Source organism: Pseudomonas sp. 15A4 (assembly GCF_016925575.1).
In the GTDB taxonomy this organism is placed as follows: domain Bacteria; phylum Pseudomonadota; class Gammaproteobacteria; order Pseudomonadales; family Pseudomonadaceae; genus Aquipseudomonas.
The window spans coordinates 1,561,202-1,587,500 of record NZ_CP068986.1; the positions used below are offsets into that span (position 1 = coordinate 1,561,202).

General features: G+C 60.0%; 24 protein-coding genes and 3 pseudogenes (1 of these 27 only partly in view). 16 read left to right on the forward strand and 11 right to left on the reverse strand.

What is annotated here, in order from left to right; all coding sequences use genetic code 11:
- Positions 1–3: 3 nt before the first annotated feature.
- The 3 genes and pseudogenes from JN403_RS06955 to JN403_RS06965 all read left to right on the forward strand — a co-directional run bounded on the left by JN403_RS06955 (position 4) and on the right by JN403_RS06965 (position 3,600).
- Positions 4–1,250, forward strand: a pseudogene (locus tag JN403_RS06955) (ABC transporter permease).
- Positions 1,251–1,261: 11 nt separating this feature from the next.
- Positions 1,262–2,086, forward strand: a complete 825-nt coding sequence (locus tag JN403_RS06960; protein ID WP_065991348.1) for an ABC transporter permease — start codon at positions 1,262–1,264, stop codon at positions 2,084–2,086.
- A gap of 365 nt (positions 2,087–2,451) precedes the next feature.
- Positions 2,452–3,600: an iron-containing alcohol dehydrogenase gene (locus tag JN403_RS06965; RefSeq protein WP_205486480.1), complete on the forward strand. Its 1,149-nt coding sequence runs from the start codon at positions 2,452–2,454 to the stop codon at positions 3,598–3,600.
- Positions 3,601–3,639: 39 nt separating this feature from the next.
- Here the strand turns inward: JN403_RS06965 and JN403_RS06970 are convergent, their stop codons facing one another.
- Entirely contained in the window at positions 3,640–3,897 is a 258-nt protein-coding gene (locus tag JN403_RS06970) for a CsbD family protein (protein WP_122624533.1), read from the reverse strand.
- A gap of 137 nt (positions 3,898–4,034) precedes the next feature.
- A complete protein-coding gene (locus JN403_RS06975; protein WP_122624534.1) occupies positions 4,035–5,534 on the reverse strand; it encodes a helix-turn-helix transcriptional regulator in 1,500 nt (499 codons plus the stop codon).
- Positions 5,535–5,847: 313 nt separating this feature from the next.
- Here JN403_RS06975 and JN403_RS06980 point away from each other — a divergent pair, with 313 nt between their 5' ends.
- The 4 genes from JN403_RS06980 to trpE all read left to right on the forward strand — a co-directional run bounded on the left by JN403_RS06980 (position 5,848) and on the right by trpE (position 10,088).
- Positions 5,848–6,840 carry a hypothetical protein gene (locus JN403_RS06980; protein WP_205486482.1) on the forward strand — a complete coding sequence of 331 codons (993 nt, stop codon included), beginning with the start codon at positions 5,848–5,850 and terminating at the stop codon, positions 6,838–6,840.
- 196 nt (positions 6,841–7,036) lie between these two features.
- Complete coding sequence (gene rpe / locus JN403_RS06985) at positions 7,037–7,708, forward strand: ribulose-phosphate 3-epimerase (RefSeq protein ID WP_074887036.1); 672 nt, start codon at positions 7,037–7,039, stop codon at positions 7,706–7,708.
- Positions 7,709–7,755: 47 nt separating this feature from the next.
- Positions 7,756–8,538: a phosphoglycolate phosphatase gene (locus JN403_RS06990; protein ID WP_205487247.1), complete on the forward strand. Its 783-nt coding sequence runs from the start codon at positions 7,756–7,758 to the stop codon at positions 8,536–8,538.
- Between the two features lie 68 nt (positions 8,539–8,606).
- Entirely contained in the window at positions 8,607–10,088 is a 1,482-nt protein-coding gene (gene trpE / locus JN403_RS06995) for an anthranilate synthase component I (RefSeq protein ID WP_205486484.1), read from the forward strand.
- 73 nt (positions 10,089–10,161) lie between these two features.
- On the opposite strand, the pseudogene estP reads toward trpE, so the two are convergent.
- Positions 10,162–12,101: pseudogene (estP, locus tag JN403_RS07000) on the reverse strand (esterase EstP).
- A 470-nt stretch (positions 12,102–12,571) separates the two neighbouring features.
- Here estP and JN403_RS07005 point away from each other — a divergent pair.
- From JN403_RS07005 to JN403_RS07020, 4 genes and pseudogenes are all read left to right on the forward strand, one after another.
- A pseudogene (locus tag JN403_RS07005) lies at positions 12,572–13,170 on the forward strand (aminodeoxychorismate/anthranilate synthase component II).
- A 16-nt stretch (positions 13,171–13,186) separates the two neighbouring features.
- On the forward strand, positions 13,187–14,236 hold the full coding sequence (trpD, locus tag JN403_RS07010) for an anthranilate phosphoribosyltransferase (RefSeq protein ID WP_122536611.1): 1,050 nt from the start codon (positions 13,187–13,189) through the stop codon (positions 14,234–14,236).
- On the forward strand, positions 14,233–15,069 hold the full coding sequence (trpC, locus tag JN403_RS07015; protein WP_205486487.1) for an indole-3-glycerol phosphate synthase TrpC: 837 nt from the start codon (positions 14,233–14,235) through the stop codon (positions 15,067–15,069). The genes trpD and trpC overlap by 4 nt, the downstream gene beginning before the upstream one ends.
- Positions 15,070–15,118: 49 nt before the next feature.
- Positions 15,119–15,814: a lipoate--protein ligase family protein gene (locus JN403_RS07020; protein ID WP_205486489.1), complete on the forward strand. Its 696-nt coding sequence runs from the start codon at positions 15,119–15,121 to the stop codon at positions 15,812–15,814.
- Between the two features lie 26 nt (positions 15,815–15,840).
- On the opposite strand, the gene crp is transcribed toward JN403_RS07020, so the two are convergent.
- Positions 15,841–16,485: a cAMP-activated global transcriptional regulator CRP gene (gene crp, locus JN403_RS07025; RefSeq protein ID WP_205486498.1), complete on the reverse strand. Its 645-nt coding sequence runs from the start codon at positions 16,483–16,485 to the stop codon at positions 15,841–15,843.
- Positions 16,486–16,691: 206 nt separating this feature from the next.
- Here crp and JN403_RS07030 point away from each other — a divergent pair, with 206 nt between their 5' ends.
- Positions 16,692–17,114, forward strand: coding sequence for an OsmC family protein (locus JN403_RS07030; protein WP_205486500.1), 423 nt, complete (start codon positions 16,692–16,694; stop codon positions 17,112–17,114).
- Between the two features lie 235 nt (positions 17,115–17,349).
- Entirely contained in the window at positions 17,350–18,144 is a 795-nt protein-coding gene (gene speD / locus JN403_RS07035; RefSeq protein ID WP_037019204.1) for an adenosylmethionine decarboxylase, read from the forward strand.
- 101 nt (positions 18,145–18,245) lie between these two features.
- On the opposite strand, the gene coq7 is transcribed toward speD, so the two are convergent.
- The 5 genes from coq7 to hemJ all read right to left on the reverse strand — a co-directional run bounded on the left by coq7 (position 18,246) and on the right by hemJ (position 21,670).
- Entirely contained in the window at positions 18,246–18,893 is a 648-nt protein-coding gene (coq7, locus tag JN403_RS07040) for a 2-polyprenyl-3-methyl-6-methoxy-1,4-benzoquinone monooxygenase (protein WP_122624544.1), read from the reverse strand.
- Positions 18,894–19,019: 126 nt separating this feature from the next.
- Complete coding sequence (locus tag JN403_RS07045) at positions 19,020–19,358, reverse strand: histidine triad nucleotide-binding protein (RefSeq protein ID WP_065991361.1); 339 nt, start codon at positions 19,356–19,358, stop codon at positions 19,020–19,022.
- A gap of 86 nt (positions 19,359–19,444) precedes the next feature.
- A complete protein-coding gene (locus tag JN403_RS07050) occupies positions 19,445–20,230 on the reverse strand; it encodes an SDR family oxidoreductase (RefSeq protein WP_205486503.1) in 786 nt (261 codons plus the stop codon).
- Positions 20,231–20,285: 55 nt separating this feature from the next.
- Positions 20,286–21,200 carry a DUF805 domain-containing protein gene (locus JN403_RS07055; RefSeq protein ID WP_205486506.1) on the reverse strand — a complete coding sequence of 305 codons (915 nt, stop codon included), beginning with the start codon at positions 21,198–21,200 and terminating at the stop codon, positions 20,286–20,288.
- A 44-nt stretch (positions 21,201–21,244) separates the two neighbouring features.
- A complete protein-coding gene (gene hemJ / locus JN403_RS07060; protein WP_122536592.1) occupies positions 21,245–21,670 on the reverse strand; it encodes a protoporphyrinogen oxidase HemJ in 426 nt (141 codons plus the stop codon).
- 133 nt (positions 21,671–21,803) lie between these two features.
- On the opposite strand from hemJ, the gene argC reads away from it, so the two are divergent.
- On the forward strand, positions 21,804–22,838 hold the full coding sequence (argC, locus tag JN403_RS07065) for an N-acetyl-gamma-glutamyl-phosphate reductase (protein ID WP_205486508.1): 1,035 nt from the start codon (positions 21,804–21,806) through the stop codon (positions 22,836–22,838).
- A gap of 168 nt (positions 22,839–23,006) precedes the next feature.
- Entirely contained in the window at positions 23,007–23,357 is a 351-nt protein-coding gene (erpA, locus tag JN403_RS07070; protein ID WP_122536594.1) for an iron-sulfur cluster insertion protein ErpA, read from the forward strand.
- A 63-nt stretch (positions 23,358–23,420) separates the two neighbouring features.
- Here the strand turns inward: erpA and JN403_RS07075 are convergent, their stop codons facing one another.
- On the reverse strand, positions 23,421–24,512 hold the full coding sequence (locus JN403_RS07075) for an anhydro-N-acetylmuramic acid kinase (protein WP_205486510.1): 1,092 nt from the start codon (positions 24,510–24,512) through the stop codon (positions 23,421–23,423).
- 3 nt (positions 24,513–24,515) lie between these two features.
- Positions 24,516–25,949 (reverse strand): peptidoglycan DD-metalloendopeptidase family protein, encoded by a 1,434-nt coding sequence (locus JN403_RS07080; RefSeq protein WP_205487248.1) that lies wholly within the window; start codon positions 25,947–25,949, stop codon positions 24,516–24,518.
- Between the two features lie 211 nt (positions 25,950–26,160).
- Here JN403_RS07080 and tyrS point away from each other — a divergent pair, with 211 nt between their 5' ends.
- A protein-coding gene (gene tyrS / locus JN403_RS07085) for a tyrosine--tRNA ligase (RefSeq protein ID WP_205486518.1) crosses the window boundary here: on the forward strand, positions 26,161–26,299 show its start. 1,061 nt of this gene lie beyond the right edge of the window; 139 of the gene's 1,200 nt are visible here — the first part of the coding sequence; the start codon lies at positions 26,161–26,163; its stop codon lies off the right edge, out of view.

Consider the following 26,299-nt stretch of genomic DNA (forward strand, 5'->3'; position numbering starts at 1 on the left):
ACTATGGCCACCGCCGTGCCCCTGACTGAAGGTGCCAGCCCGACCCTGAAGCAACGCCTGGCCCGTGCCGAGCGCGTCAATCGCTGGAAGGCTCAGGCGTTGATCGCGCCATTGGTGATCTTTCTGCTGCTGGTGTTTCTCGTGCCGATTGCGGCGTTGCTCTACAAAAGCGTCAGTAACCCGGAAGTGGTGGGTGGCATGCCGCTCACTGTGGTGGAAGTGGCGAAATGGGACGGCAAGGGGCTGCCGCCGGAAGCGGTGTACAAAGCCGCGAGCCAGGACCTGGCCGAAGCGCGCAAGAATCAGACGCTGGGCGATCTGTCCAAACGCTTGAACCAGGAGTTGGCGGGCTACCGCAGTCTGTTGGCAAAAACCGCCCGCGCCATGCCATTCAAGGAAGAGCCGGCTTCTTATAAAGAAGCGCTGGAAGCCATTGATGAACGCTGGGGCGACCCCGCGTACTGGCAGGCGATCCGCCGCAACACCTCAAGCTTCACCCCTATTATTTACTGGCCGCTGTCGACCACCGCATCGATGACCTCGGTGAAGTGGCGCCGGCGACGCCCGATCAGGCGATTTACCTCGACATCTTCGCCCGCACCTTCTGGATGGGCCTGGTGATCACCGTGATCTGTCTGTTGCTGGCCTATCCGCTGGCGTACCTGTTGGCCAACCTGCCTGCACGGCAGAGCAATTTACTGATGATTCTGGTCCTGTTGCCCTTCTGGACGTCGATCCTGGTGCGCGTCGCTGCGTGGATCGTGTTGCTGCAATCAAGCGGCCTGATCAATGGCGCGCTGATGGCCATGGGCATTATCGATAAGCCGCTGGAGCTGGTGTTCAACCGGGTCGGCGTCTACATCTCGATGGTACACATCATGCTGCCGTTCATGATTCTGCCCATCTACAGCGTGATGAAAGGCATCTCGCCGACCTACATGCGCGCCGCGATCTCTCTGGGTTGCAACCCGTTTGCGAGCTTCTGGCGCGTGTACTTCCCACAGACCTACGCCGGTGTGGGCGCGGGCTGTCTGTTGGTGTTCATCCTTGCCATCGGTTACTACATCACCCCGGCGCTGCTCGGCAGCCCGAACGATCAGATGGTCAGTTATTTCGTGGCGTTCTACACCAACACCAGCATCAACTGGGGCATGGCGACGGCGCTGGGCGGGTTGCTGCTGCTGGCGACCGTCGTGCTGTACCTGATCTATAACTGGCTGGTCGGCGCCAGCCGCCTGCGTCTGAGCTGAGGAGAACGACCATGTTGAGCCCTTATTCCTCGCCCATCGAGCGGGTCTGGCATTACACGCTGCGCACGCTGTGCGGGTTGATTCTGTTGTTTCTGGTGCTGCCGGTATTGGTGATCGTGCCGCTGTCGTTCAACTCCGGCAGCTTTCTGGTCTACCCGCTGCAGGGCTTTTCGCTGCACTGGTATCAGGACTTTTTCGGTTCGGCGGAGTGGATGCGCGCGCTGAAGAACAGCCTGATCGTCGCGCCAGCTGCCACGGTGCTGGCGATGGGGTTCGGGACGTTGGCGGCCATCGGTCTGACCCGCAGCAACTTTCCCGGCAAGGCACTGGTGATGGCGCTGGTGATTTCACCGATGGTGGTGCCAGTGGTGATTGTCGGGGTGGCGAGCTACCTGTTTTTCGCGCCACTGGGTCTGGGCAACAGTTACATCTCGCTGATCCTGGTCCACGCCGTGTTGGGTGTGCCGTTCGTGATCATCACCGTGTCGGCCACCTTGCAGGGTTTCAACTACAACCTGGTGCGTGCAGCGGCCAGCCTGGGTGCTTCTCCCACCACCGCCTTTCGGCGTGTGACCCTGCCGCTGATTGCGCCGGGCGTGATCTCCGGAGCGCTGTTTGCCTTCGCGACCTCGTTCGATGAAGTAGTGGTGACGCTGTTCCTCGCCGGTCCAGGCCAGGCAACCTTGCCGCGGCAGATGTTCAGCGGCATCCGCGAAAACCTCAGCCCGACGATTGCCGCCGCCGCCACCTTGCTCATCGGCTTCTCGGTGGTGCTCTTGCTGGTGCTGGAATGGCTGCGCGGCCGCAGCGAGAAATTGCGCACGGCGGTGGAGTGATCAAAACCCACTGAGGCACTGGCTGTAACGCGAATGGTAGGACCGGCTTTAGCCGGGAAAGCGTCAAGTGCTACGCCGCAGATTGACAGCGCACTCTAGGGCTTCTTCCCGGCTGAAGCCGGTCCTACACCTGTACTGCATTCATCCAGTGGATCTTGCTGACACGCCGCAGGCTCTTTGTGGGACCGGCTTCAGCCGGGAAGGCGTCAGGTGCAACGCCGCAACATTAATAGCGCACACCGAGGGCGCTTCCCACACCACAAAACTGACGTATCCCGCGATCCGGTCTATGTTTCACTCAACGCACGCTGACCCTGCCTTGTAAAAGAGCCACGTCTCCAACAACAACGTAAAGGACGAGCCCGATGAGTGTTTCTGCTTTCAAAATCGCCAACAAACTGATCACCGGCCCCGCCGCGATTGAGCAGTTGTCGGCCGAGCTGACCCGGCTCAACGTCCAAAACCCGCTGATCGTCACCGACGCGATATTGGTTAAATCCGGCACGGTCGACCTCGCACTGGCGCAATTGGGCGGCCGTCGGTATGGCCTGTTTGATCAGGTCAAACCCGAGCCGGAAATCTCCATCGTCGAGCACTGCACCCGTGCCTACCGGGAGGGCGGTCACGACGGCCTGATCGGTGTAGGCGGCGGCAGCGCCATCGACATTGCAAAAGGCGTCGCTGCGTTCGCCAGCCACGAAGGGCCGCTGGCCGAGTTGTTCGGCGTTGATCTGGTCAAGCGCAAAGGCCCGCCGCTGATTGCCATCCCGACCACCGCCGGCACCGGTTCGGAAGTCACCAACGTCGCGATCTTCTCGGACAAGGAGGCCCAGCTGAAAAAAGGCATCGTCAGCGATTACCTGTTGCCCGACGTCGCGCTGGTCAGCCCGTTGATGACACTGACCTGTCCGCGCAGTGTCACGGCAGCCAGCGGAGTCGATGCGCTAGTGCATGCCATCGAGTCCTACCTTTCAGTCAATGCCTCGCCGATCACCGACGCCATCGCATTGGGCGCCATCAAACTGATCGTCAAGGCGCTGCCCAAGGCCTACGCCAATCCTTCGAATTTGCAGGCGCGAGAAGACATGGCCACCGCCAGCCTCATGGCCGGCATGGCGTTCGGCAATGCCGGGGTTGGCGCGGTACATGCGTTGGCGTATCCGCTGGGAGGGCGTTTCAACATTGCCCACGGCGTCAGCAATGCGCTGTTGCTGCCGTATGTGATGGAGTGGAACAAGCTGGCCTGCGTCGAACGGATGCGCGACATTGCCGACGCGATGGGCGTCCGCGTTGCGCACCTGAGCGACAAGGACGCCGCCGACCTCGCCGTGAAAGCCATGGCCGACTTGTGCGCAGCGGTGGAGATTCCATCTGGCCTGCGCAGCTTCAATGTGCCCGAAGACGCCATTCCCGCGATGGCCGAGGAGGCCAGCAAGATCGATCGCCTGATGCGCAACAATCCACGGAAGCTGACCGCCGCCGACATCGAGAAAATCTACCGCGCGGCGTATTGATCAGGCTGGCCAGTGATCATGCTGGCCAAGCCACGAACCTCAACTGCGACGACGGGCCAGCAACCAGCCCACGGTCAGCGTCAGGCCGGCGAGCACCATTAACGTAGTGCGCGGGCGTTGCTGGGTGAAGGTTGCGACTTCGTCCAGCAGATCGCCGTAACGCTCCTGCAATTCACCCGCCGCCTGACGTGCCTTGCCTTCCATTTGCGTGCGCTCGTCACCGGTCAGGTTGCCGAAGACGTCTTGGGCCTTGCCAGCTGCCTGTTCCAGTACGCCTTTCACTTGTTCGCTTTTCATATCTTGGCTCCGGGAAATGAGTATCCATGATGCATATCTCGCTGACCCAACTGCGTCAGCCACACCCATAGCGTAGGTTCCGGACAGCACCCCCTGAAGGTGACTATGCACCAGACGCACTGGCGCATTTGCATCACTCAGCGTTTGCCTTTGCCCTGATTGGCGAACAGGTTTCGCTCCCTCGCCCAGACGATGGCTTCCGCCCGGCTGTGCACGTCCAGCTTTGAATACACCGTCGCGACGTGGTTGCGAATGGTGTTGAGCGCCAGGTTCAACCGTGCAGCGATCTCTTTGTCCGCCAGCCCCTCACAGATCAAACTCAGCACATCTCGCTCGCGAGCGGTCAGGTCGGTGAATGAAGCGCTGGGCATCTGTCGACTGTTGACCCGCTTGGCATTGGCCAGCTTTTCGATCAGCGTCTGGCTGAACCACGAAGCGTCCTGCATCACCGTTTCGATGGCCTCGACCAGCTCAAGCTCGGATCGCTTGCGCTCGGTAATGTCCATCAGTACGAAGAGGTAGCAAGCGTTGTCCTGAATCGTCACGGTGTCAGCGGCCAGTACGCAGTCCAGCGACTCGCTGCCTTTCTTGCGGACTTTCAGGTCGAGCCCGTCGACGCGGCCGGTGGTTTCCAGGACGTTGAACAGCCCGTCCATCACAGCGCCGTCTTCGATGAAACCCAGCTCGGCGACGGTCCGGCCGATCAGCTCCTGCGGGGTGTAACCCAGGGTGCTGACAAACGCTTCGTTGGCTTCGACGATCTGTTGTCGATCCGCCGTACACACCAGCGTGGGAACCGGTGTCAGCTTGAACGCCTTGGCAAACCGCTCCTCGCTCTGGCGCAGAGCGGTTTCGGCTTTGCGTCTGGGCTCAAGGTCGGTGAACGAAAACAGCATGCAGTCCTCTTCGTTCATGTCCAGCGGCTGCCCGGCGACGATGACCAATTTGGTACCGCCCTCCGGCAGCTTCAGCTCTGCCTGCATCTGCGGGATGGTCGCGCCTTGATTCAGACGCTCGATGGCGAGGTCCTTGCGTTCGGCGTTTTCCAGCACGTCCACTTCGTACACCGAGCGGCCAATCACGCTCTCTCTCGAATGCCCGGTCATCTCCAGAAAGCCCTGATTGACCTTGATGAAGCGCAGATCGCTCAGGCGGCAGATCACCGCAGGGGCGGGGTTGGCGTTGAAGGTCTTTTCGAAGCGCTGCTCGGCACCGGCCCACTCCGTCGCGTCGGCGAGGATCAGCACCAGCGATTCGGGCGTGCCGGTGCTGTCTTCGAGCACCATGCTGCGCACGCGATGCACCCAGCTGCGCTCGTCTTCTTCACCTTCACCGATCTTGCTGACCTCGATGAGCACGTCGCTGAACACCTCACCTGCCGCCACGCGGCTGATCGGATATTGATCGACGTCCAAAGGATGGTTGTTGCGATAGCGCAGGGAGAACTTCTCGCGATAGGCCTCGCCGTTGGCGCCCAGGTCGCTGATCTCTTCGACGCCATGCATCAGCAGCGCCGCTTCGTTGGCCCAGATGATGGTTTGATCGACCTCCACCAGCATCACCCCGTCCGACAGACCCGAGATGATCTGCTGCAACTGGCGGCGGTTGGTTTCTCTGGCGAGGATGGCCTCTGACATGCTTGCTCTCCTGACGTCTCAATGCGGTCGGGCTCCGGTCAGCCGGGCGCTCCACGCTATCCGACCGGCTGGCAAAGCCTTAGTGCTGAAGCTTAGTGCAGCCGTGTCCGCGAGGGTCGGTGCGAATGCACCAGACGAAGCGGTGCAAATGCGCCATCACATCCCTCAACGCGCTGATCAAACTGGTTTCACGTCTTACAAGACGCGGTGAGTCCGCCCTCGCAGGCCCGCCCATATCAACGCAGGGGGTGCATTTGCACTGACACGTCGGTTGCACGAGTGATGTGCACCCCCTGCACCGGAGGAAATTTTCATGGCTTCGACCTACGCAACATCTGCCGCTCTGGGCAACGCTTCGCCATTCCGTGTGTCATGGGGATCGGTGTTTGCCGGTGCGGCAATCACGTTGGTGACCTACCTGGTGCTCAGCGTGCTTGGCACGGCGATCGGCGCAGGCGCGCTTGATCCGATGGCCCAGGGCAACCCACTCAGCGGTTTCGGCAAGGGCGCCGGCGCCTGGTTGTTCATCAGTACCCTGGTGGCCATTGCCGCCGGTGCCTGGGTGTCGGGCCGTACCGCGCCGGACCGTGGTGGTCTGCATGGTTTGCTCAGCTGGACGGTCAGCACGTTGCTGACCACCTGGCTCCTCGCGTCGCTGGCCGGCTCGCTCGTCGGCACTGCCGGCAACATCGCCGGCAAGGGCATCTCCCTGGCGGCCGACGGCGTTGCCGCTGCCGCACCGGGTGTGGGCCAGAGCATCAAGCAACAGCTGGATAAGAACGGCATCAGCCTGGATTGGGACAGCCTGAAATCACAGCTGGACACCACCCTGAAGCAGTCCGGCAAGCCAGAGCTCGACCCTTCGAAGCTGGATCAGAAAGCTGACGTGGCTGGCGCCGATGCCAAGCAGACAGCAGAACAGGCGTCTACCGATCCAGCCCAGGCGGGCGATCAGTTGAAGCAGTGGTTTGATCGCGTTCAGAAAGCCGGCGAACCGGCCTTGAACGCCGCCGACAAAGACGCGCTGGTCAACATCGTTGCGGCCCGCACCGGCAAGAGCAAAGCGGAGGCGCAGCAGATCGTCGACAACTATGCGCAGGCGTATCAGCAAGCGGCCGCGAAAGTCGCAGAGCTGAAGGCGCAGGCCGAGCAGCAGGCCCGCGAAGCGGCAGACGTCGCGGCCAAGCAAGTCTCCAAAGCAGCATGGGGCACGTTCTTCATGCTGATCATCGGCGCCGCGTTGAGCTTTGGTCTGGCCCGTTACGCCCTGAGCTCACGTCCTCGTCTGCTGGTCGAGACCGTGTAAGGTTTCAGTCGTCACCTGTTGACGCTGAATCCTGAATCAAGCCTGGGCCCGGTGCGCACTTCTGTCGCACTGGGCCTAGTGCAGTTCACGCCGCCTGCATCAAGCCTCTTGACTCACTCGCTTGCGACCCAACGCACGTTTCAAACTCTTGGAGTACAATGCGCGCCACCGTGATTTCGCTCATAAAAGGTGCGTCATGCAGCCCTTCGCTATTGCTCCTTCGATTCTGTCCGCCGATTTCGCCCGTCTGGGAGAGGAAGTCGACAACGTGCTGGCCGCTGGCGCCGACATCGTCCACTTCGACGTCATGGACAACCACTACGTCCCCAACCTGACAATAGGACCGATGGTCTGCGCGGCATTGCGCAAATACGGCATCACCGCGCCCATCGATGTTCATCTGATGGTCAGCCCGGTGGATCGCATCATCGGCGACTTCATCGAAGCCGGGGCCACCTACATCACCTTCCACCCGGAAGCGACCCAGCACATCGACCGTTCCCTGCAGCTGATTCGCGAAGGTGGCTGCAAGGCGGGTCTGGTGTTCAACCCGGCGACTCCGCTGAACCTGCTCGAATACGTCATGGACAAGGTCGACATGATCCTGCTCATGAGCGTCAACCCGGGCTTCGGCGGTCAGAAATTTATTCCCGGTACGATCAACAAGCTGCGCGAGGCCCGCGCGCTTATTGACGCATCCGGTCGCGACATCCGTCTGGAGATAGACGGCGGTGTCAACGTCAACAACATTCGCGAGATCGCCGCAGCCGGTGCCGACACCTTCGTCGCAGGCTCGGCCATTTTCAACGCGCCTGATTACCGCGAAGTCATTGCGAAGATGCACGCAGAACTGGCGTTGGCCCGTTGACCAGCGGCTTCGAGCAGCTGTTTCCGGGCCGTCTGCCCAAGCTGATCATGTTCGACCTCGACGGCACACTGATCGACTCGGTGCCGGATCTGGCGGCAGCTGTGGATAAAACCCTGATCCAGCTTGGCCGGCCGCCGGCAGGAACCGAACGGGTGCGTGACTGGATTGGCAACGGCGTGCGGGTGCTGGTACGCCGCGCCTTGGCGAACGGCATGGACCACACCGCCGTGGATGAAGAGTCCACGGAGGCTGCGCTGGCGATTTTCATGGAGGCCTACAGCGGCAGTCACGCGCTGACCAAGGTCTACCCTGGCGTGCGGGAAACCCTGAAATGGCTGCAGAAGATGGGCGTCGAGATGGCGCTGATCACCAACAAGCCGGAGCGCTTCGTGGCGCCCTTGCTGGATGACCTCAAGCTTGGCCGGTTCTTTCGCTGGATCGTGGGCGGCGACACGCTGCCGCAGCAGAAGCCCGACCCGGCGGCGCTGTTCTTTGTCATGAAAATGGCCGGCGTACCGGGATCGCAATCACTGTTCGTGGGTGACTCGCGCAACGACGTGCTGGCGGCGAAAGCGGCGGGTGTCACCTGTGTGGCATTGAGTTATGGCTACAACCACGGGCGCCCGATCGCTGAAGAGTCACCGGCACTGGTGATCGACGATTTGCGCAGGCTGATTCCGGGCAGTTCTGCCGGTTGCTTAGCGCAGGGCGCTGAGATAACGTTGCCCGACATCAAGTCTCCCTCCTTTAGAGAATCCATCGTGGTGGTCACTCGCAAACTCTGGATGAAAGTCATCAAGGCCCTGGCCCGCTGGCGTTGGCGCGCCTGACTTGAATCTGGCCGGAGCCCCGGCGCGTTTGCATCCCTGACCGTTTTCCCTCACACCACGAGGCTGATATGACCCGCGAAGAATTCCTGCGTTTGGCCGCTGAAGGCTACAACCGCATTCCCCTTGCCTACGAAACCCTGGCCGATTTCGACACCCCGCTGTCGATCTATCTGAAACTCGCTGACGAGCCAAACTCCTACCTGCTTGAGTCCGTACAAGGCGGGGAGAAGTGGGGGCGTTATTCGATCATCGGGCTGCCGTGCCGTACGGTCATGCGCGTGCATGACCACACCGTCCGCGTGACCCACGACGGTGCCGAGATCGAGCGCCTCGAAGTCGAAGACCCGCTGGACTTCGTCGAGACTTTCAAGGCCCGCTACAACGTTCCGACCATCGCCGGTCTGCCGCGCTTCAACGGCGGCCTGGTGGGCTACTTCGGTTACGACTGCGTGCGTTATGTAGAGCCGCGTCTGGGCAAGTGCCCAAATCCTGACCCGCTGGGCGTGCCGGATATTCTGCTGATGGTGTCCGATGCCGTCGTGGTGTTCGATAACCTGGCTGGCAAGATGCACGCGATCGTCCTCGTTGATCCGGCCCAGCCTGAGGCCTATGAAGGCGGCCTGGCGCGACTCGAAGCGTTGATGGAAAAACTGCGCCAGCCGATCACGCCCCGTCGTGGTCTGGACCTGACCCGTCCGCAGGCGGCGGACCCGGTGTTCCGTTCCAGCTTCACCCAGTCGGATTATGAAAACGCCGTCGACACCATCAAGGAATACATCCTCGCGGGCGACTGCATGCAGGTCGTGCCGTCCCAGCGCATGTCCATCGACTTCAAGGCCGCGCCGATCGACCTGTACCGCGCGCTGCGGTGTTTCAATCCGACGCCCTACATGTACTTCTTCAACTTCGGCGACTTCCACGTCGTCGGCAGTTCGCCCGAAGTGCTGGTGCGGGTCGAAGACAACTTGATCACCGTACGGCCGATTGCCGGGACGCGTCCCCGTGGCGCCACCGAGGAAGAAGATCACGCGTTGGAAGTCGACTTGCTGTCTGACGACAAAGAGATCGCCGAGCACCTGATGCTCATTGATTTGGGGCGCAACGACACCGGGCGGGTTTCGGAAGTCGGTTCGGTGAAACTCACCGAGAAGATGGTTATCGAGCGTTATTCGAACGTCATGCACATCGTGTCCAACGTCACGGGTCAGCTGAAAAACGGCCTGACAGCGATGGATGCGCTGCGGGCTATCTTGCCGGCGGGCACATTGTCGGGCGCGCCGAAGATTCGCGCGATGGAAATCATCGACGAACTGGAGCCGGTCAAGCGTGGTGTGTATGGCGGCGCAGTGGGTTACTTCGCCTGGAACGGCAACATGGACACCGCGATTGCCATCCGCACCGCGGTGATCAAAAACGGCGAACTGCACGTGCAGGCCGGCGGCGGGATTGTTGCGGATTCTGTGCCGGCGCTGGAGTGGGAAGAAACCCTCAACAAGCGCCGCGCGATGTTCCGCGCGGTGGCGCTGGCGCAGCAAACGCCCGAGGCTTGATGGTTGGTCTGCTCATGAAAACGGCGCCAGGGGCGCCGTTTTTTATGCCGAACACAAATCCCCACTAGGGGCTTCAGAAATCCAGACTCACCGCCAGATTTATCCCTTGCTGCGTCACGTCATCATTCTTGCGCCAGTTATAACCGGCACGCAGTGTGAGGTCGGGCGCCAGCTTCTGGCTCACGCCCAGGCTTGCGCGATTCAAGCTGCGCTGTGGGTCATAGCCTTTCAGATCGAAGTCCACCCCCGGCACGCTGTTCAGCGCGATGGTCACGTCCTGCTGATCGGTGTCGAACTCGCGTTCATGGGCCACTTCGCCAAACACCTGGGTCTGCGGGGTGACGTCGAACTTGCCTTGAAGCCCCGCGCCGAGCCGCTTCGACTTGCGCGTCTGGTCGTCGTAATTAAGTGCCGTCGCGCGAGCACTGTTCTCCGAGTAACCATCGACGTTGACGTGGGAATAGTCGGCGCTGATGAACGGCGAGAAATGCCAGCGACTGCTCGGCTCGGCCAGATCGAAGCCCACGCGCCCACTTACTGCCCACAGATCGCCTTTGGTGTCGCCTTTCTCTGCGCCTTCGCTGATGCCCAGTGCGAACTTGCGCTTGAGGTTGTCGTAGTCGAGTTTGCCGCCCGAGGCCGCCAGGTCTGCCCACCAGTGTTGCGCCTGATACTGCACGAATGCGGTCGCGATATAGCTGTTGAGTTTGTAGTCCGAATCCTTGGCGCCGGCTTCAAGGGTTTGCCGATAAGCGCCCGCCACCAGGCCTGCTCTCCAGTCCTCAGCGAAACGATAGCTGCCGCCCACCGTGAGGTTGTAGCCATGACCGTCTCCGCTTGCTGAATTGCCTTGCGCGTCGAAATCCATTTTCTGACCGCCACCGGCGACGATGGCGCGCCATTCACCGACGTTCTGCCAGTTGCCCCAGTCCGCCAGCCACTGACTGCGCAGTTCATCCTGCTGCGCGCGCAACGTGCCGTTGGCCATTTCCGGCAGCAGGGTGATTTCCCATGGTGCGGACAGAATCGAATAACCGTAGTCGGCAATCAATCGCTGGCCCGCAACGGTCGGATGCACGCCGTCGTTGAACAGCAGCTTGGTCGGATCCGGCGTCAGGCCGCCAATTCCGAAAACGCTGTTGGCGGTGCAGTTGTTGCCGTTGAAACAGGTGCCGATCAAGTTCTGATCGGCCGCCAACCCGTAGCGCGCCGGATCGGTCAGAACATCACGTATGAGCCCCGGCACATTGAGCGGAATGACCTCGGCATCGATTTGCCCCAGGCGGTTGACCAACTGCTGGTTGAACACCCCGCTCAGTAACGTCGACGGCACCTGCAACGGCGTGCCGAATACCGCAGGTGTACGGCCGATGTCCGGCAGCAGCCAGACCATGATGTAACGGGCGCCGGCCTGGGACAGGATTTGTGCGCCGTTGGCCAGGTTGTTTGCCGCGTTGACGGCCTGTCCGGCACTCAGCACTCGGCCCTGAAGGAAGTCGTTGCCGCCTCCGGTCAGGTAATAGAGGGCGTTCGGGTCAGCCCGCGAGCTGTTTTCAACCAGATAACCGGGTCGCGTCCGGAACACCGTGGTCACGCCCGTCGCCGCGTCGGTATTGGCAACCTGTGATTGGGTGGTGATCGCCGCGAGAATCTGGTCGGTCCGATCGCCGCCCACGGCCCAGTTGTTGCCGTCTGCCAGCCCTTGCGCCGCGCGAACGGGGAGGTCGACGCCTGCAGATCACCGGGCGCCACGCCTAGCATTCCGCCCAGCAACGTCGATGAGTTCAGACCGAATGCCTCGCCGCTGCCGTTCAGGTACGTTGGGCCGGTGCGGTTGGTGAAGCGCAAGGTGGCGCCCGGTGGTCCGCCCGCGTCGGGAAACTGCCCGGCGTCGGCGAGGCTGTCGCCGAACACGATCATCGTGGAGTAGGGGGAAGAGGCGGCCAGGGCCGAGGAGCAGGCGAGCGAGAGCAGGCAAGCCGCGAACGGCCAGCGCAGTGTGGCTTTGAGCATGGGGGCATCCCTTATTGTTTTCAGTGCTGTACGAGAAGGTAGCAGCCGCGACACAAATCGCCCACGATGCCGTGGCATTCACGGCGAATATTCTGTACTGGTCTTCAAGCTGCGATCTGCATCTTGCAGGCGCCCGGTTCCTGCCAATCGGCCGCCGGGTCGGGCCATACGGGCACTGCGATATTGCGCGCCCTGCGGCGGTACGCTACTGTGCGGCAACGTATGAACGAGACCTTTCCTGTGTCGATTGTCAGCAGCTTCTTGATGCGCGTTATCAAGGGCCACGCCCGTTGGCGTTGGCGCGCCTGACTATTTCCCCGCCGGCCCTGCCGGATCTGTATTGATATGCCTTCTGATGCCTCGGTTTTGCAGTGCCTCGCCGGAACCCGTCCTGCGACCTCTCAGCGTGCAACTGCGGTCAGAAAACAGAAGGCCACGTTAGAAGTCAGTAATTCAAAAGGTTAAGCACCATGCTGCTGATGATCGATAACTACGACTCCTTCACCTACAACGTCGTGCAGTACCTGGGCGAGCTAGGTGCCGATGTCAAAGTGATTCGCAATGACGAAATGACCGTCGCCGAGATCGAAGCCCTGAACCCCGAACGCATTGTCGTCTCCCCGGGCCGTGCACGCCCAATGAAGCGGGCGTGTCCATTGACGTGATCAAACACTTCGCGGGCAAGCTCCCCCTGCTCGGCGTCTGCCTGGGCCATCAGTCGATTGGTCAGGCGTTTGGCGGTGACGTGGTGCGTGCGCGCCAAGTCATGCACGGCAAGACCAGCGAGCTGATTCACGAGGACAAAGGCGTTTTCGAAGGTCTCAAGCATCCGCTGACCGTGACCCGCTATCACTCGCTGGTGGTCAAGCGCGAGACGCTCCCCGACTGTCTCGAGCTGACCGCCTGGACCCAGCGCGAAGACGGCTCTGTCGATGAAATCATGGGCTTGCGTCACAAAACCCTGAACGTTGAGGGCGTACAGTTTCACCCTGAATCGATTCTCTCCGAGCAGGGCCACGAGCTGTTCGCCAACTTCCTCAAGCAGACCGGCGGCACCCGTCAGGGTTAAGGACTTCGACATGGCAATGGATATCAAAACGGCGCTGGGCCGGGTTGTGAATCAACTGGACCTGAGCACCGATGAAATGCGCGACGTCATGCGCGAGATCATGACCGGCCAGTGCACCCAGGCGCAGATCGGCGCATTTCTGATGGGCATGCGCATGAAGAGTGAAAGCATCGACGAGATTGTCGGTGCGGTGTCGGTCATGCGCGAGCTGGCGGATCAGGTCCAACTCAAAACCCTCGACGGCGTGGTTGACATCGTCGGCACCGGCGGCGATGGCGCGAACATCTTCAACGTATCGACCGCTGCCTCGTTCGTGATCGCGGCGGCCGGTTGCACAGTTGCCAAGCACGGCAATCGCGCGGTCTCCGGCAAGAGTGGCAGCGCTGACTTACTGGAAGCCGCAGGCGTTTACCTGAACCTGACCCCGGTGCAAGTGGCGCGCTGCATCGACAGCGTCGGCATCGGTTTCATGTTCGCCCAAACCCATCACGGCGCGATGAAACACGCCGCCGGACCACGCAAGGAACTGGGCCTGCGCACACTGTTCAACATGCTCGGTCCACTTACTAACCCGGCCGGCGTCAAACATCAGGTGGTCGGCGTGTTCAGTCAGGCGCTGTGCAGGCCATTGGCCGAGGTGCTGCTGCGCATGGGCAGCAAACATGTGTTGGTCGTGCACTCCCAGGATGGCCTGGACGAATTCAGCCTTGCCGCACCGACGTTCGTCGCGGAACTGAAGAACGGCGAAGTGACGGAGTACTGGGTACAGCCGGAAGACCTGGGCATGAAGAGCCAGAGCCTGTTCGGCCTGGTGGTCGACAGCCCGGCGCAATCGCTGGAATTGATTCGCGACGCGCTGGGTCGGCGCAAATCCGAGCACGGTCAGAAAGCCGCTGAAATGATCGTGCTCAATGCCGGCGCTGCGCTTTACGCGGCTGACCATGCGTCGTCATTGAAAGAAGGCGTGGCGCTGGCTCACGATGCACTGCACACGGGCCTGGCTCGTGAAAAGCTGGAAGAACTGGGTGCCTTTACCGCGGTATTCAAGCAGGAGAATGAAGAATGAGTGTGCCGACGGTGTTGGAAAAGATTCTGGCCCGAAAGGTCGAGGAAATCGCTGCGCGTCGAGCCAGCGTCAGCCTCGCCGAGTTGGAAACTCTGGCGAAAGTAGCCGATGCGCCGCGTGGGTTCGCTCAAGCGATGATTGCTCAGGCCAAGCGCAAGCAGCCGGCCGTCATTGCAGAAATCAAGAAGGCTTCGCCGAGCAAAGGCGTGATCCGCGAAAACTTCCAGCCGGCGGAAATCGCCAAGAGCTACGAAGCCGGCGGGGCTACCTGCCTGTCTGTGCTCACTGACATTGATTTCTTCCAGGGCGCTGACGAGTATCTGAAGCAAGCCCGGGCGACGTGTTCGCTGCCGGTGATCCGCAAGGACTTCATGATCGACCCGTACCAGATCGTCGAAGCGCGGGCATTGGGCGCCGATTGCATTCTGCTGATTGTCTCGGCACTGGACGACGCGAAGATGGCCGAGCTGGCCTCAGTTGCCAAAGGTGTCGGCCTCGACGTGTTGGTTGAAGTCCACGATGGCGACGAGCTGGAGCGAGCACTAAAAACCCTCGATACCCCGCTGGTGGGCGTCAACAACCGCAACTTGCACACGTTCGATGTCAGTCTGGAAACCACGCTTGATCTGCTGCCACGTATTCCCCGTGATCGTCTGGTCATCACTGAAAGCGGGATCCTCAACCGCGCCGATGTCGAGCTGATGGAGATCAACGACGTCTATTCCTTCCTCGTTGGCGAGGCGTTCATGCGCGCCGAGAAGCCGGGCGTGGAACTGCAGCGGCTGTTTTTCCCGGAGAAAGGCACGGCGATCAAGTCCGGCGGGCTGGACTGATCTATCGTTGTAGTCCAGAAAGCCATCGCCACTTGCGTCAGGAGGCAGCATGACCCTTCAGCTTTTGGACACCTGCGTTGAAGCCGGCCTCAAGGCTGAGCAGGATCTGCTGGCATCGGTGTGTGATGGGCACGCCGATAGTGGTTTGCTGTTCTGGCGGCCTACGGATCGCGCGTTGGTCATGCCGCGGCGGTTGAGCCGTCTTCCCGGCTTCACTGAAGCCAGCGAAACGCTCGCCGACAGTGGTTGGCCCGTGCTGTTGCGTGAAAGTGGCGGCGAGCCCGTGCCGCAATCACCCTCGACGGTGAATGTGGCGCTTGTGTATGTGCAGCCGGACACCGACCTGGATCGCGACCGCATCGAAAACGCTTACATGCGCCTGTGTCAGCCGATCCTCGATACGCTGATTGAATCGGGTGGCAATGCATCCTTGGGCGAAGTTGAAGGCGCCTTCTGCGATGGCCGTTTCAACGTCAACCTCAACGCTCGCAAGATGGTCGGTACGGCGCAGCGCTGGCGGCAGAGTCAGGGTGGCAAGCGGCCGGTGGTGTTGGCTCATGCTGCGATGCTGCTGGATGACGAACGCGTGGCAATGGTGAATGCGGTCAACCGTTTTAACGAGACGTGCGAGCTGGAGCAGCGCTGCAAAGCAGAGAGCCATATCGCCTTGCACGAACTGTTCGAAGTGCCAGATTTTCTCCACCGCCTGAGCGAACGCTACACGCGACTGCTCGCCGGGATCTGATTCAGCTGCGGGCATCGGTCACGTCGTTAGCGAGTACCGAACACAACCATGGTTTTGCCCCGAACATGTACCAGGTTCTGCTCCTCGAGCGCCTTGAGCACGCGACCGACCATCTCCCGCGAACACCCCACGATACGGCCAATCTCCTGGCGAGTGATCTTGATCTGCATGCCATCGGGGTGAGTCATCGCGTCAGGCTGTTTGCATAGATCAAGCAGGCTGCGGGCAACGCGGCCAGTGACGTCCAGAAACGCAAGATCGCCGACCTTGCGCGTGGTATTGCGCAGCCGCTCGGCGATCTGCGCACCGATGGCGTACATCAATTCGGGATCATGCTGACTGAGCTCGCGGAACTTGGCGTAGCTGATCTCGGCCACTTCGCATTCGGTTTTGGCGCGCACCCAGGCGCTGCGCTGTGCACCGGCGGCCGTCTGCTGAAAAAGCCCCAGTTCGCCAAAGAAATCCCCGGTATTGAGGTAGGCCACTATCATCTCGCGGCCTTCGTTATCTTCGATCAGGATCGTCACCGAGCCCTTTATGATCAAGTACAGCGAGTCCGATTCTTCGCCTTCGCAAATGATGTTGCTCTTCGCCGGGCATTTTCGCCGCTGGGAATGGGGCAGCAGTTTGTCGGCGATTTTCATCTTGTTCGGAGGCGGCACGGCGAGCATGGCTGTATCCCGTAAAAAACTGCGCCCTGAGGCATTCTTAGAGGTATCGGCAGTATTTCCGATTTGATGCAGTTCAAGACCGGCAATTAGCCATTTTTTCAGATATTTCCTACATTTCCGTCGTTTTCGGGCATGTCCGGCCTACTCAGCGACAGTAAAGCCCTGTGCTAAGCTGGCCGCCATTTTTCAAGCATTGGAGTCCGGTGATGAAGGCGCGTATTCAATGGGCGGGTGAGGCAATGTTCCTCGGTGAGTCCGGCAGCGGCCACGTGGTCGTGATGGACGGCCCGCCAGAAAGCGGCGGTCGCAATCTGGGTGTTCGCCCGATGGAAATGGTGCTGATCGGTTTGGGTGGCTGCAGCAACTACGACGTGGTCAGCATCCTCAAGAAAGCCCGCCAGCCTATCGAGGGCTGCGAGGCGTTTCTGGAAGCCGAGCGCGCCAACGAAGATCCCAAGGTCTTCACCAAGATCCATCTGCACTTCGTGGTTAAAGGGCGCGGCCTGAAAGAAACGCAGGTCAAGCGAGCGATCGAGCTGTCGGCCGAGAAATACTGCTCGGCGTCGATCATGTTGGGTAACGCCGGCGTCGAAATCACCCACGATTACGAGATCATCGAACTGGGCTGAGCAACGCTCAATTTTCACAAAAGCGGTGCAGGCTATGGCATGCGACTTCTGACGTCTGCATAATGCGCCCCTTTTTCAGGGCGCGACCGCCGGATAGCCGGCTCGCCTCCGACCAGACAACCAAAATCGCCAACGCGAAGAGGTGTTAACCGTCCTACGCAGCTGAGCCGGGCTCAGTTGACGGGCATGCTTGATCACGCGGCCAGCGCCGCACCCATATAGAGAGTTTTTAACGGTGAAAAGCAAACTCAAGCTCCACGGGTTCAATAACCTGACCAAGACCTTGAGCTTCAACATCTATGACATCTGCTATGCGGAAACCCCGCAGGACCAGCAGGCCTACGTCGAGTACATCAACAGTGTGTACGACGCCGAACGCCTGACGCGGATTCTCACCGATGTCGTCGATATCATTGGCGCGAACATCCTGAACATCGCGCGTCAGGATTACGACCCACAAGGCGCCAGTGTGACCATTCTGATCTCCGAGCAGCCGGTTACGCCGACCGACAGCCAGATCGAAGAATCGCCGGGTCCGCTGCCGGAAACCATCCTCGCGCACTTGGACAAGAGCCACATCACGGTTCACACCTATCCGGAAATTCACCCTGTTGACGGCATCGCCACCTTCCGTGTGGACATCGACGTGTCGACCTGTGGCGTGATCTCGCCGTTGAAAGCGCTGAACTACCTGATCCACAAGTTCGAGTCCGACATCGTGACCGTCGATTATCGCGTGCGCGGGTTCACCCGTGACGTCGAAGGCAAGAAGCACTTCATCGACCACGAGATCAACTCGATCCAGAATTACCTTTCCGACGACACGCGCGACAGCTACCAGATGACTGACGTGAACGTGTACCAGGAGAACCTGTTCCATACCAAAATGCTGCTCAAGCAATTCGAACTGGACAACTACCTGTTCGGCGACGCCACCAGCAATCTCTCCGCAGAGCAGCGCGAGCAGGTCACTGGCCGCGTGAAGCACGAGATGCTCGAAATCTTCTACGGCCGCAACATGCCGGTCTAAGGTTTCAGCGATAAAAAAGGCGCCCCTTCAGGCGCCTTTCTTGTTTCCAGCCTCCAGCGATTACCTTGCCCCGTAAGAGAAGCCGGTCGCCGCAGATCCGATCAGATCCTGTAGGTGGTCTTGGTCATGACTTTGGCGATCAGGCTCATGCCGAATTTCACCGGCGCCGGGAAGCGGAAACCGCCTGCCTCGATCGCGCTTTCTGCGTGATGCTCCTCGTCGGCGCGCATCTGTTCGAGAATCGCCCGGGACTTCTCGTCCTCGACCGGCAATTGCTCCAGATGCTCATTCAAATGCTTGCACACCTGATCTTCCGTCGCGGCAACAAAGCCCAGGCTGATTCGATCGCTGATCAGGCCAGCCACCGCGCCAATACCAAACGAAGCCCCGTAGAACAGCGGGTTGAGCACACTGGTGTGACTGCCCAACTGGTGAATGCGTTGCTCGCACCACACAAGATGGTCGATCTCTTCCTCGGCGGCGTGCTCCATGGCTTTGCGTACCTGAGGCAGTTTCGCAGTCAGCGCCTGCCCCTGGTACAACGCCTGAGCACAGACTTCGCCAGTGTGGTTGATGCGCATGAGCCCGGCCACATGCCGGGTGTCGGACTCATTCATCTTGACGTCGGGTTGAACGATGGCAGGCGAGGGACGGTGGGCGTGCGCGCTGACGGGCAGCAGCGTCTTCATCGCAGCGTCGGCCTGAAGCAGAAAGCGGTCGATAGGGGAATAGTGACGTTCGGTAGCCATGGGCGCCTCCGGGTAAATCCACGGTGGCCAGTCTACCTCAAACGATGTAACCGGGCTTGTCCGGCATCAGCCCGCCGAGGCGCAGAGCACGCCTGCGACGGGGCGACGAAGCATGAATGGAATGACTCAGCCCGGCGGCCAGTTCATCTGGCGCTGACCCAGCACGTGCATATGAATGTGATAGACGGTCTGCCCGCCTTTTTCGTTGGTGTTCATGACCACGCGGAAGCCATCCTCGCAACCCAGCTCTTTCGCCAGGCGCTGCGCCGTGAACAGAATATGGCCCAGCAGGCCCTTATCATCTTCAGTCACGTCGTTGAGGGTGGCGATCGGCTTCTTCGGAATGACCAGAAAATGCACTGGCGCCTGTGGGGCGATGTCGTGAAAAGCCAGTACCTGATCATCTTCATAGATGATCTTCGCCGGAATTTCCCGGTTGATGATCTTGGTGAACAAAGTATCCACAGCCTTCTTGCTCCGTTTCGAGGGGGATGAAGGCAGTGTACTGAGCGTCCCGGGTCACGCCCAGACGTTTGTTGCGATGTGCTGCGTCAGACTGACGTACGAGATTTGAGAATCGAGCCCCAGAGTTTTCGCGTCATCCAGCGACCGGCGAAGCGCGGAAGGCGTGTCAGCAGCCTGTTACGCCAACCGGGAATGATCACCGCACGGTTCTTGTCCAGCGCGCGAACCGTGTACAGCGCAACTTCCTCGGCGGTCATGTGTTTGTCGTGGGTGAACTTGCCGGCGTCCAGCTGTGCGGTGCGGAAAAACGCCGTTCGCGTCGGCCCGGGGCACAACACCGAAATCTTCACGCCGGTTTTGTGCAGCTCCTCGCGAAGCCCTTCGGAAAAATGCAGTACATACGCTTTGCTCGCGGCGTAGGTGCTCATCCACGGCCCAGGCTGAAAGCCCATGATCGACGCAACGTTGAGGATCTGGCCGCCACCTTGCACCGCCATCAGGTTGCCAACTGTGTGACAGAGGCGCGTCAACGCGAGCACATTAAGGTCGAGCAGGTCCTGCTCCTGCGCCCATTCTTGGGCTAGAAACGGCCCGCTGTTGCCAATACCCGCGCAGTTGACCAGCAAATCGATACTTCGCGAGCCTTCCTCAAGTTCAAGCAGAAAGCCCGAGAGGCGCAGTGGCTCACCCAGATCGCAGGCGCGGAACAGCACCTCCACGCCAAAGCGTTGGGTGAACTCGATTGCGATGCTCTCAAGCATCTCCCGGTGCCTGGCCACCAGAATAAGGTTGCGACCCCGGCGGGCGAGGGCTTCGGCCATCGCCAGGCCAATACCGCTGGATGCCCCTGTGACCATGGCGTAACGGGTCATGCAATTCTCCAGTGTTTGCAGCTCGTATTAAGACAGCGTCCTTGCTGCCAGATAGTTATTGGTCGTCGTTGCTGTCGGACGAGTCACCAATATCTACAGGATCAACGGGAACGACCGGTTGTTCCGCGTCATCGTCGTACGGCAGCGCTTCCTCGTATTCGCTGGTGGTGGCTTCGACCTGCTCTTGAACAGTCTCCATGCCACCCATCATCGCGACGATAAACACCAGCGCAAGCACCGCAAGCCACAGGATGGCGAGGACCTTGACGCGCGGTGTGTTACCTGGCGGCGGCGGACCATACCTATTCGGGCCCGTGCTGCCGGGGACGGCCATCATTACGATCGGAAAGAAGCTGCCCACTACTGGTACCAGATTCAGCAACAGCAACCAGGCTGACCAACCGGCATCGTGCAACCGCTGGGCGCCGATCTGGATGCTGACAACCACGAACGCGACGAGGGCAACGGTGCCGAGCAGTCCGCCCGCCACCAGCGAAACGCTTAGAACGCCGACGCACAGGGCGGCGACCAGCAGGCCAACTGCAACCAGCGCCAGGCTCCACGCCAGATAGCGCAAGCGGCCTATTCGCCCCTGAATGGAGAACACCTTCAATTCGCCCACGGCGGGCCAGTCTTGTGCGACCGGCGTGCGCGGCGGTGCGTAGGGCGATGCTGCAGGCTCGAAAGCCGGACGCTGAGAAACGTCTTCCACCACTTCATCAAGGCTCAGTGACACTGGCTCCTCAAGCTCGATACGGCCTTCGACGCCTGCATCGTTCAGTGCCGCGAGATAGCGCTGCGCGTCGTCCCGCGTCAGGCTGCGCTTGATGGTCACGGGTTTCCCGGTGAAGAGACGGTCAACGCCGGACACGTCGGTCTTGAACAGCTGCGCCAGGTTCAGACGTGCAGTTTGCAGCTCAACCCCTGTTCGCAACTGTCCCTCGAAAACGATCTTGAAGTGCTCCGCCATGCCGGCTTCCTTGTCTTGAGTTCATATGATGTGAGCGATGCGCTTCAGAACGGTTTGACGACAACCAGAATGACCACCGCCAGCAAGATCAACACGGGTACTTCGTTGAACCAGCGATAAAACACGTGGCTGCGGCCTGGTTCTCCACGGGCGAAGCGTTTGACCTGCGCGCCGCAGACGTGGTGATAGCCAATCAGCAGGACGACGAGGGTGAGCTTGGCGTGCAACCAGCCTTGCTGCAGGAAACCCGGTGCGAGGACGATCAGCCAGATCCCGAATATCAGGGTAGCGATCATCGCGGGCATCATGATGCCCCGGTACAACTTGCGCTCCATGGTGCAGAAACGCTCGCGGCTTACGGCGTCTTCGCTCATGGCGTGATAGACGAACAATCGCGGCAGATAGAACAGGGCGGCGAACCAGCACACCATCGCGACGATATGCAGCGCTTTGATCCAGAGATAGAGCATTTTGGTTTTTTTCCAGGGACACGGTGCCAAATAGTAGTGGCATCGGCGCCCGTACGTCACGTTCGCGGTTGTCCCATTGGCGATCGGCCCATATGATCAGCGGCTTTCCAGTGGTTTCGTTGAGGGGCAGGTTATGGTCAAGGTCGGTATCGTCGGCGGCACGGGTTACACCGGCGTCGAGTTGCTGCGTCTTCTGGCGCAACATCCAGAGGCTGAAGTGGTTGCGATCACCTCGCGCTCCGAGGCAGGTCTGCCTGTCGCTGACATGTATCCGAACCTGCGCGGTCACTATGACGGTCTGGCATTCAGCGTGCCGGATGTCAAAGTGCTTGGCGCATGCGACGTGGTGTTCTTCGCCACGCCTCACGGAGTCGCACATGCGCTGGCGGGCGAACTGCTCGCCGCCGGCACCAAGGTCATCGACCTCTCCGCCGACTTCCGTCTGCAGGATCCGGTCGAGTGGACCAAGTGGTACAACCAGCCCCACGGCGCGCCGGAACTGCTCGACGAGGCGGTGTACGGCCTGCCGGAAGTCAATCGCGAGCACATCAAGGGCGCACGCCTGATTGCGGTACCGGGTTGCTATCCGACCGCAACTCAGCTGGGTTTTCTTCCACTGCTCGAAGCGGGCCTGGCCGATCCGTTGCGTTTGATCGCCGACTGTAAGTCGGGCGTCAGTGGAGCAGGACGCGGCGCCAGTGTGGGCTCGCTGTATTCCGAAACCAGCGAGAGCTTCAAGGCCTATGCCGTAAAAGGGCATCGCCATCTTCCCGAAATCACCCAAGGGCTGCGTCGTGCTGCAGGCGGTGATATCGGGCTGACCTTCGTGCCGCACCTGACGCCGATGATCCGTGGTATTCACGCCACCTTGTACGCGACCGTCGCCGACAGGTCGGTCGATCTGCAGGCGTTGTTCGAAAAGCGCTATGCCAATGAGCCGTTCGTCGACGTGATGCCCGCCGGCAGCCATCCGGAAACCCGCAGCGTACGTGGAGCCAACGTCTGCCGCATGGCGGTGCACCGTCCGCAGGATGGCGATCTGGTGGTGGTGCTGTCGGTCATCGACAACCTGGTCAAAGGCGCTTCGGGCCAGGCCGTGCAGAACATGAACATCATGTTTGGCCTTGATGAGCGCCTGGGTCTGTCCCACGCGGGGATGTTGCCTTAACGGCGTCAAGTCGCGCGCCTCAAGTTGTAAGCCGATAGCAGGCTGTTTCTTGCAGCTTGTCGCTTGTGGCTTGTGGCTGCCGTGACAATAGTTGACCAATTTTCTAGGAGAAGCGGATAATGCGCGACATTACGCATTATGACGGCTTAGCGCCGGGAGATTTTGAGCATGAGCGTTGAATCCTTTACCCCTGTGGCTTTGGAATTCACCCACGGTGCCGCGCACAAGGTGAAAACCCTGGTCGACGAAGAGGGCAATGATCGCCTGAAGCTCCGCGTCTTCGTGACCGGTGGCGGTTGTTCCGGCTTTCAGTACGGCTTCACTTTTGATGAAGACGTTGCCGAAGATGACACGATCGTCGAGCGCGAGGGCGTCAGCCTGGTGGTCGACCCTATGAGCTTCCAGTACCTGGCAGGTGCGGAGGTGGATTATCAGGAGGGTCTGGAAGGCTCTCGCTTCGTGATCAAGAACCCCAACGCCGCGACTACTTGTGGCTGTGGCTCTTCGTTTTCGATCTGATCCAGTCGGTACGCACAAAAACGCCGCGCATTTGTGCGGCGTTTTGCATTTCGGGCGTTGCGCTTAAGCCGGGTAGATGGCACCCAGAACACGCAAGCCTTTGGCCCCCGTGACGCTCGGACGATTGGCGGGTACGCTTTCAAGTGCGCAGTGGGCGAGCCAGGCGAATGCCATCGCCTCGACCCAATCAGGATCGACGCCGAACTCCGCCGTGCTCGTGACCTTTGTTGCCGGCAGTAGCGCCGCCAGTCGATCCATCAACGCCTTGTTGTGAGCACCGCCGCCGCAGATCAGCAGTTCTTTGGTCTGCGCCTGTGCCGATTGCAGCGACTCAGTAATGCTCAATGCGGTGACCTCGAGCAGCGTCGCCTGCACGTCTTCAGGTCTCAGCGTCGGCATCTGAAACAGGTGGTGATGAACCCAGCCAAGGTTGAACACTTCACGACCCGTGCTCTTAGGGCCCTTGGTTTGAAAAAACTGATCGCTGAGCATGGACTTCAACAGCGCATCATTGACTGTCCCACTCGCGCCCCATGCGCCATCGCGGTCATAGCTCACGCCGCGCTGCGCCTGAATCCAGGCGTCGAGCAACACATTGCCTGGACCCGAGTCGAAGCCGGAAACCGGTTTGTCGATCTCGATCAGGCTGAGGTTGCTGAACCCACCCACGTTGAGCACGGCGCGGTAGTCCTTGTTATCGTCGAACAGCGCTTCGTGGAATGCCGGAACCAGCGGCGCGCCTTGGCCACCTGCAGCGATATCGCGCTTGCGAAAGTCGCTGACCACGGTGATTCCCGTCAGCTCGGCCAGGAGGGCAGGGTTGCCAATCTGGATGGTGAAGCCGCGAGCCGGCTCGTGACGAATCGTCTGACCGTGGCTGCCGATGGCGCGGATCTCACCGGCTGAAACATTCTGCTGATCCAGCAGGGCCAGTACGCCTTGAGCCGCGAGGTGAACCCATTTCTGCTCGGCAATGCCGGCGCGCGCCAGCTCGTCCGGCCCGCTGGCACAGAGCCCAAGCAGCTCGGCGCGAAGATCGTCGGGCATGGGAATGTAGTAGGTGCCGAGCAGACGTGGTCGGTCATCCTGTTCTACCAGCGCGAAGTCGAGTCCATCCAGACTGCTTCCGGACATTACACCTACATATAAAGTCATGGGTCAGCGCTTACTCGAGGCCAGCATGGTGGCCTTTTCCTGGTCCATGCGAGCCATCAAAGGTTGGCTCTCCTGCATAAACCGCTGTTTTTCGGACTTGGCGATCGGATCAGCCATCGGCAGCTTCTGCCCCAATGGATCGACATGAACGCCGTTTACCTGGAACTCGTAATGAACATGAGGACCCGTCGACAGCCCGGTGGTTCCAATATAGCCAATGACTTGACCCTGCTTGACGCTGGATCCGGACTGGATGCCCTTGGCAAAACCTTGCATGTGGCCGTACAGCGTTCGGTAGGTTTCACCGTGCTGAATGATCACGGTATTGCCATAGCCGCCGCGCCGCCCGGCAAGAATGACTTTGCCATCGCCGGTCGCCTTGATGGGGGTGCCACGAGGTGCAGCGTAGTCGATGCCTTGGTGGGCGCGAATCTTGTTCAGGATCGGGTGTTTGCGACCGGATGAGAACAGTGAGCTGATACGGGCGAATTCGACTGGCGTGCGGATGAATGCCTTACGCATGCTGTTGCCGTCTGCGGTGTAATAATTGGTATTGCCCTGCTTGTTCGTATAACGCACAGCGGTGTAAGTCTTGCCGCGGTTTACGAAGCGCGCCGAAAGAATATTGCCCGTACTGACCGTCTTGCCGTTGACGACCTTCTGCTCGTAGATCACATCGAATTCGTCACCCTTGCGGATATCCTGGGTGAAGTCGACGTCGTAGCCGAAGATGTTTGCCATCTCCATGGTCATGGTGTGGCTCAGGCCTGCACGCTGGGCGGATTGCGACAGCGAGTTGTTGATCATGCCATGCACATAGGCAGTGCGGATGTTGGGTTTACTCACGTCACGGGTAAATGTGTAGCCCTTGTCTGTACGAGACAAGCTGATGCTTTCTGTCTCGCTCAGCTTGCTGTGCAGTTGCTTGAGGTTGCCTTCAGGCGACAGTTCGAACTGCAGCACCTGGCCATTTTTCAACTGGCTGAACTGCTTGGCTTGCTTGTCGCTGGCAATCACGTCGTGCACTGCCGTCGCGGGCAGACCGACTTTGCTGAACAATGTCGACAGCGTATCGCCCTTCGATACCACCACTTCCCGGTGCGTCGGGCCTTTGGCAGTAGCAATGTCTTTCGGCGCGGCCTTGGTGTCGTTGGAGGCCTTGGCTGTTTCGGCCGGCTCAGCCGCATCACCTTCGATCTGAGCGAACGGAGAATCTACGGGCGCGTCTGTGGCTTGAGTCTGTTCTTGAGCGTCTTGTTCTTGCTCGATCTGATCGGCAGGTGTGTCGAGTTCCAGCGTAAGGTTTGTTCGTTTGGCTTCGACGTCGCTGGATGGAAATACAAGGAGAGCCAGGCTAAGCAGCGCGGCGATACCGCTGGCTGCGAGCAGGTGGCTCTTCGGATAAAGCGGTGGCGCTTTAGACGGAGTGTCGGTCATAGGTAATTTTGACTTTGAAAAAGATGAAATGGAAAAGATGAATGACATGATGAAGATGAAATAACTGTATAAAATATAACCAAATCTCGCCTGAGGCAAGCTTGTGATCGGCACGCTCCGCGATTCGTCATGCTCCTATTGTCAGAACTTGTATTTGGGCGCTGATCTTGTATGGTTGTTTCCCTTTGAAATAAGGCATTACGGGGCGGTTATGAAGTCGGTTGAAGAGCAGCTAGCGCTGATCAAGCGTGGTGCAGATGAACTCCTGGTCGAGGCCGAGCTGATCACAAAGCTCAAGCGTGGGCAGCCACTTCGCATCAAGGCCGGTTTTGATCCAACCGCGCCCGACC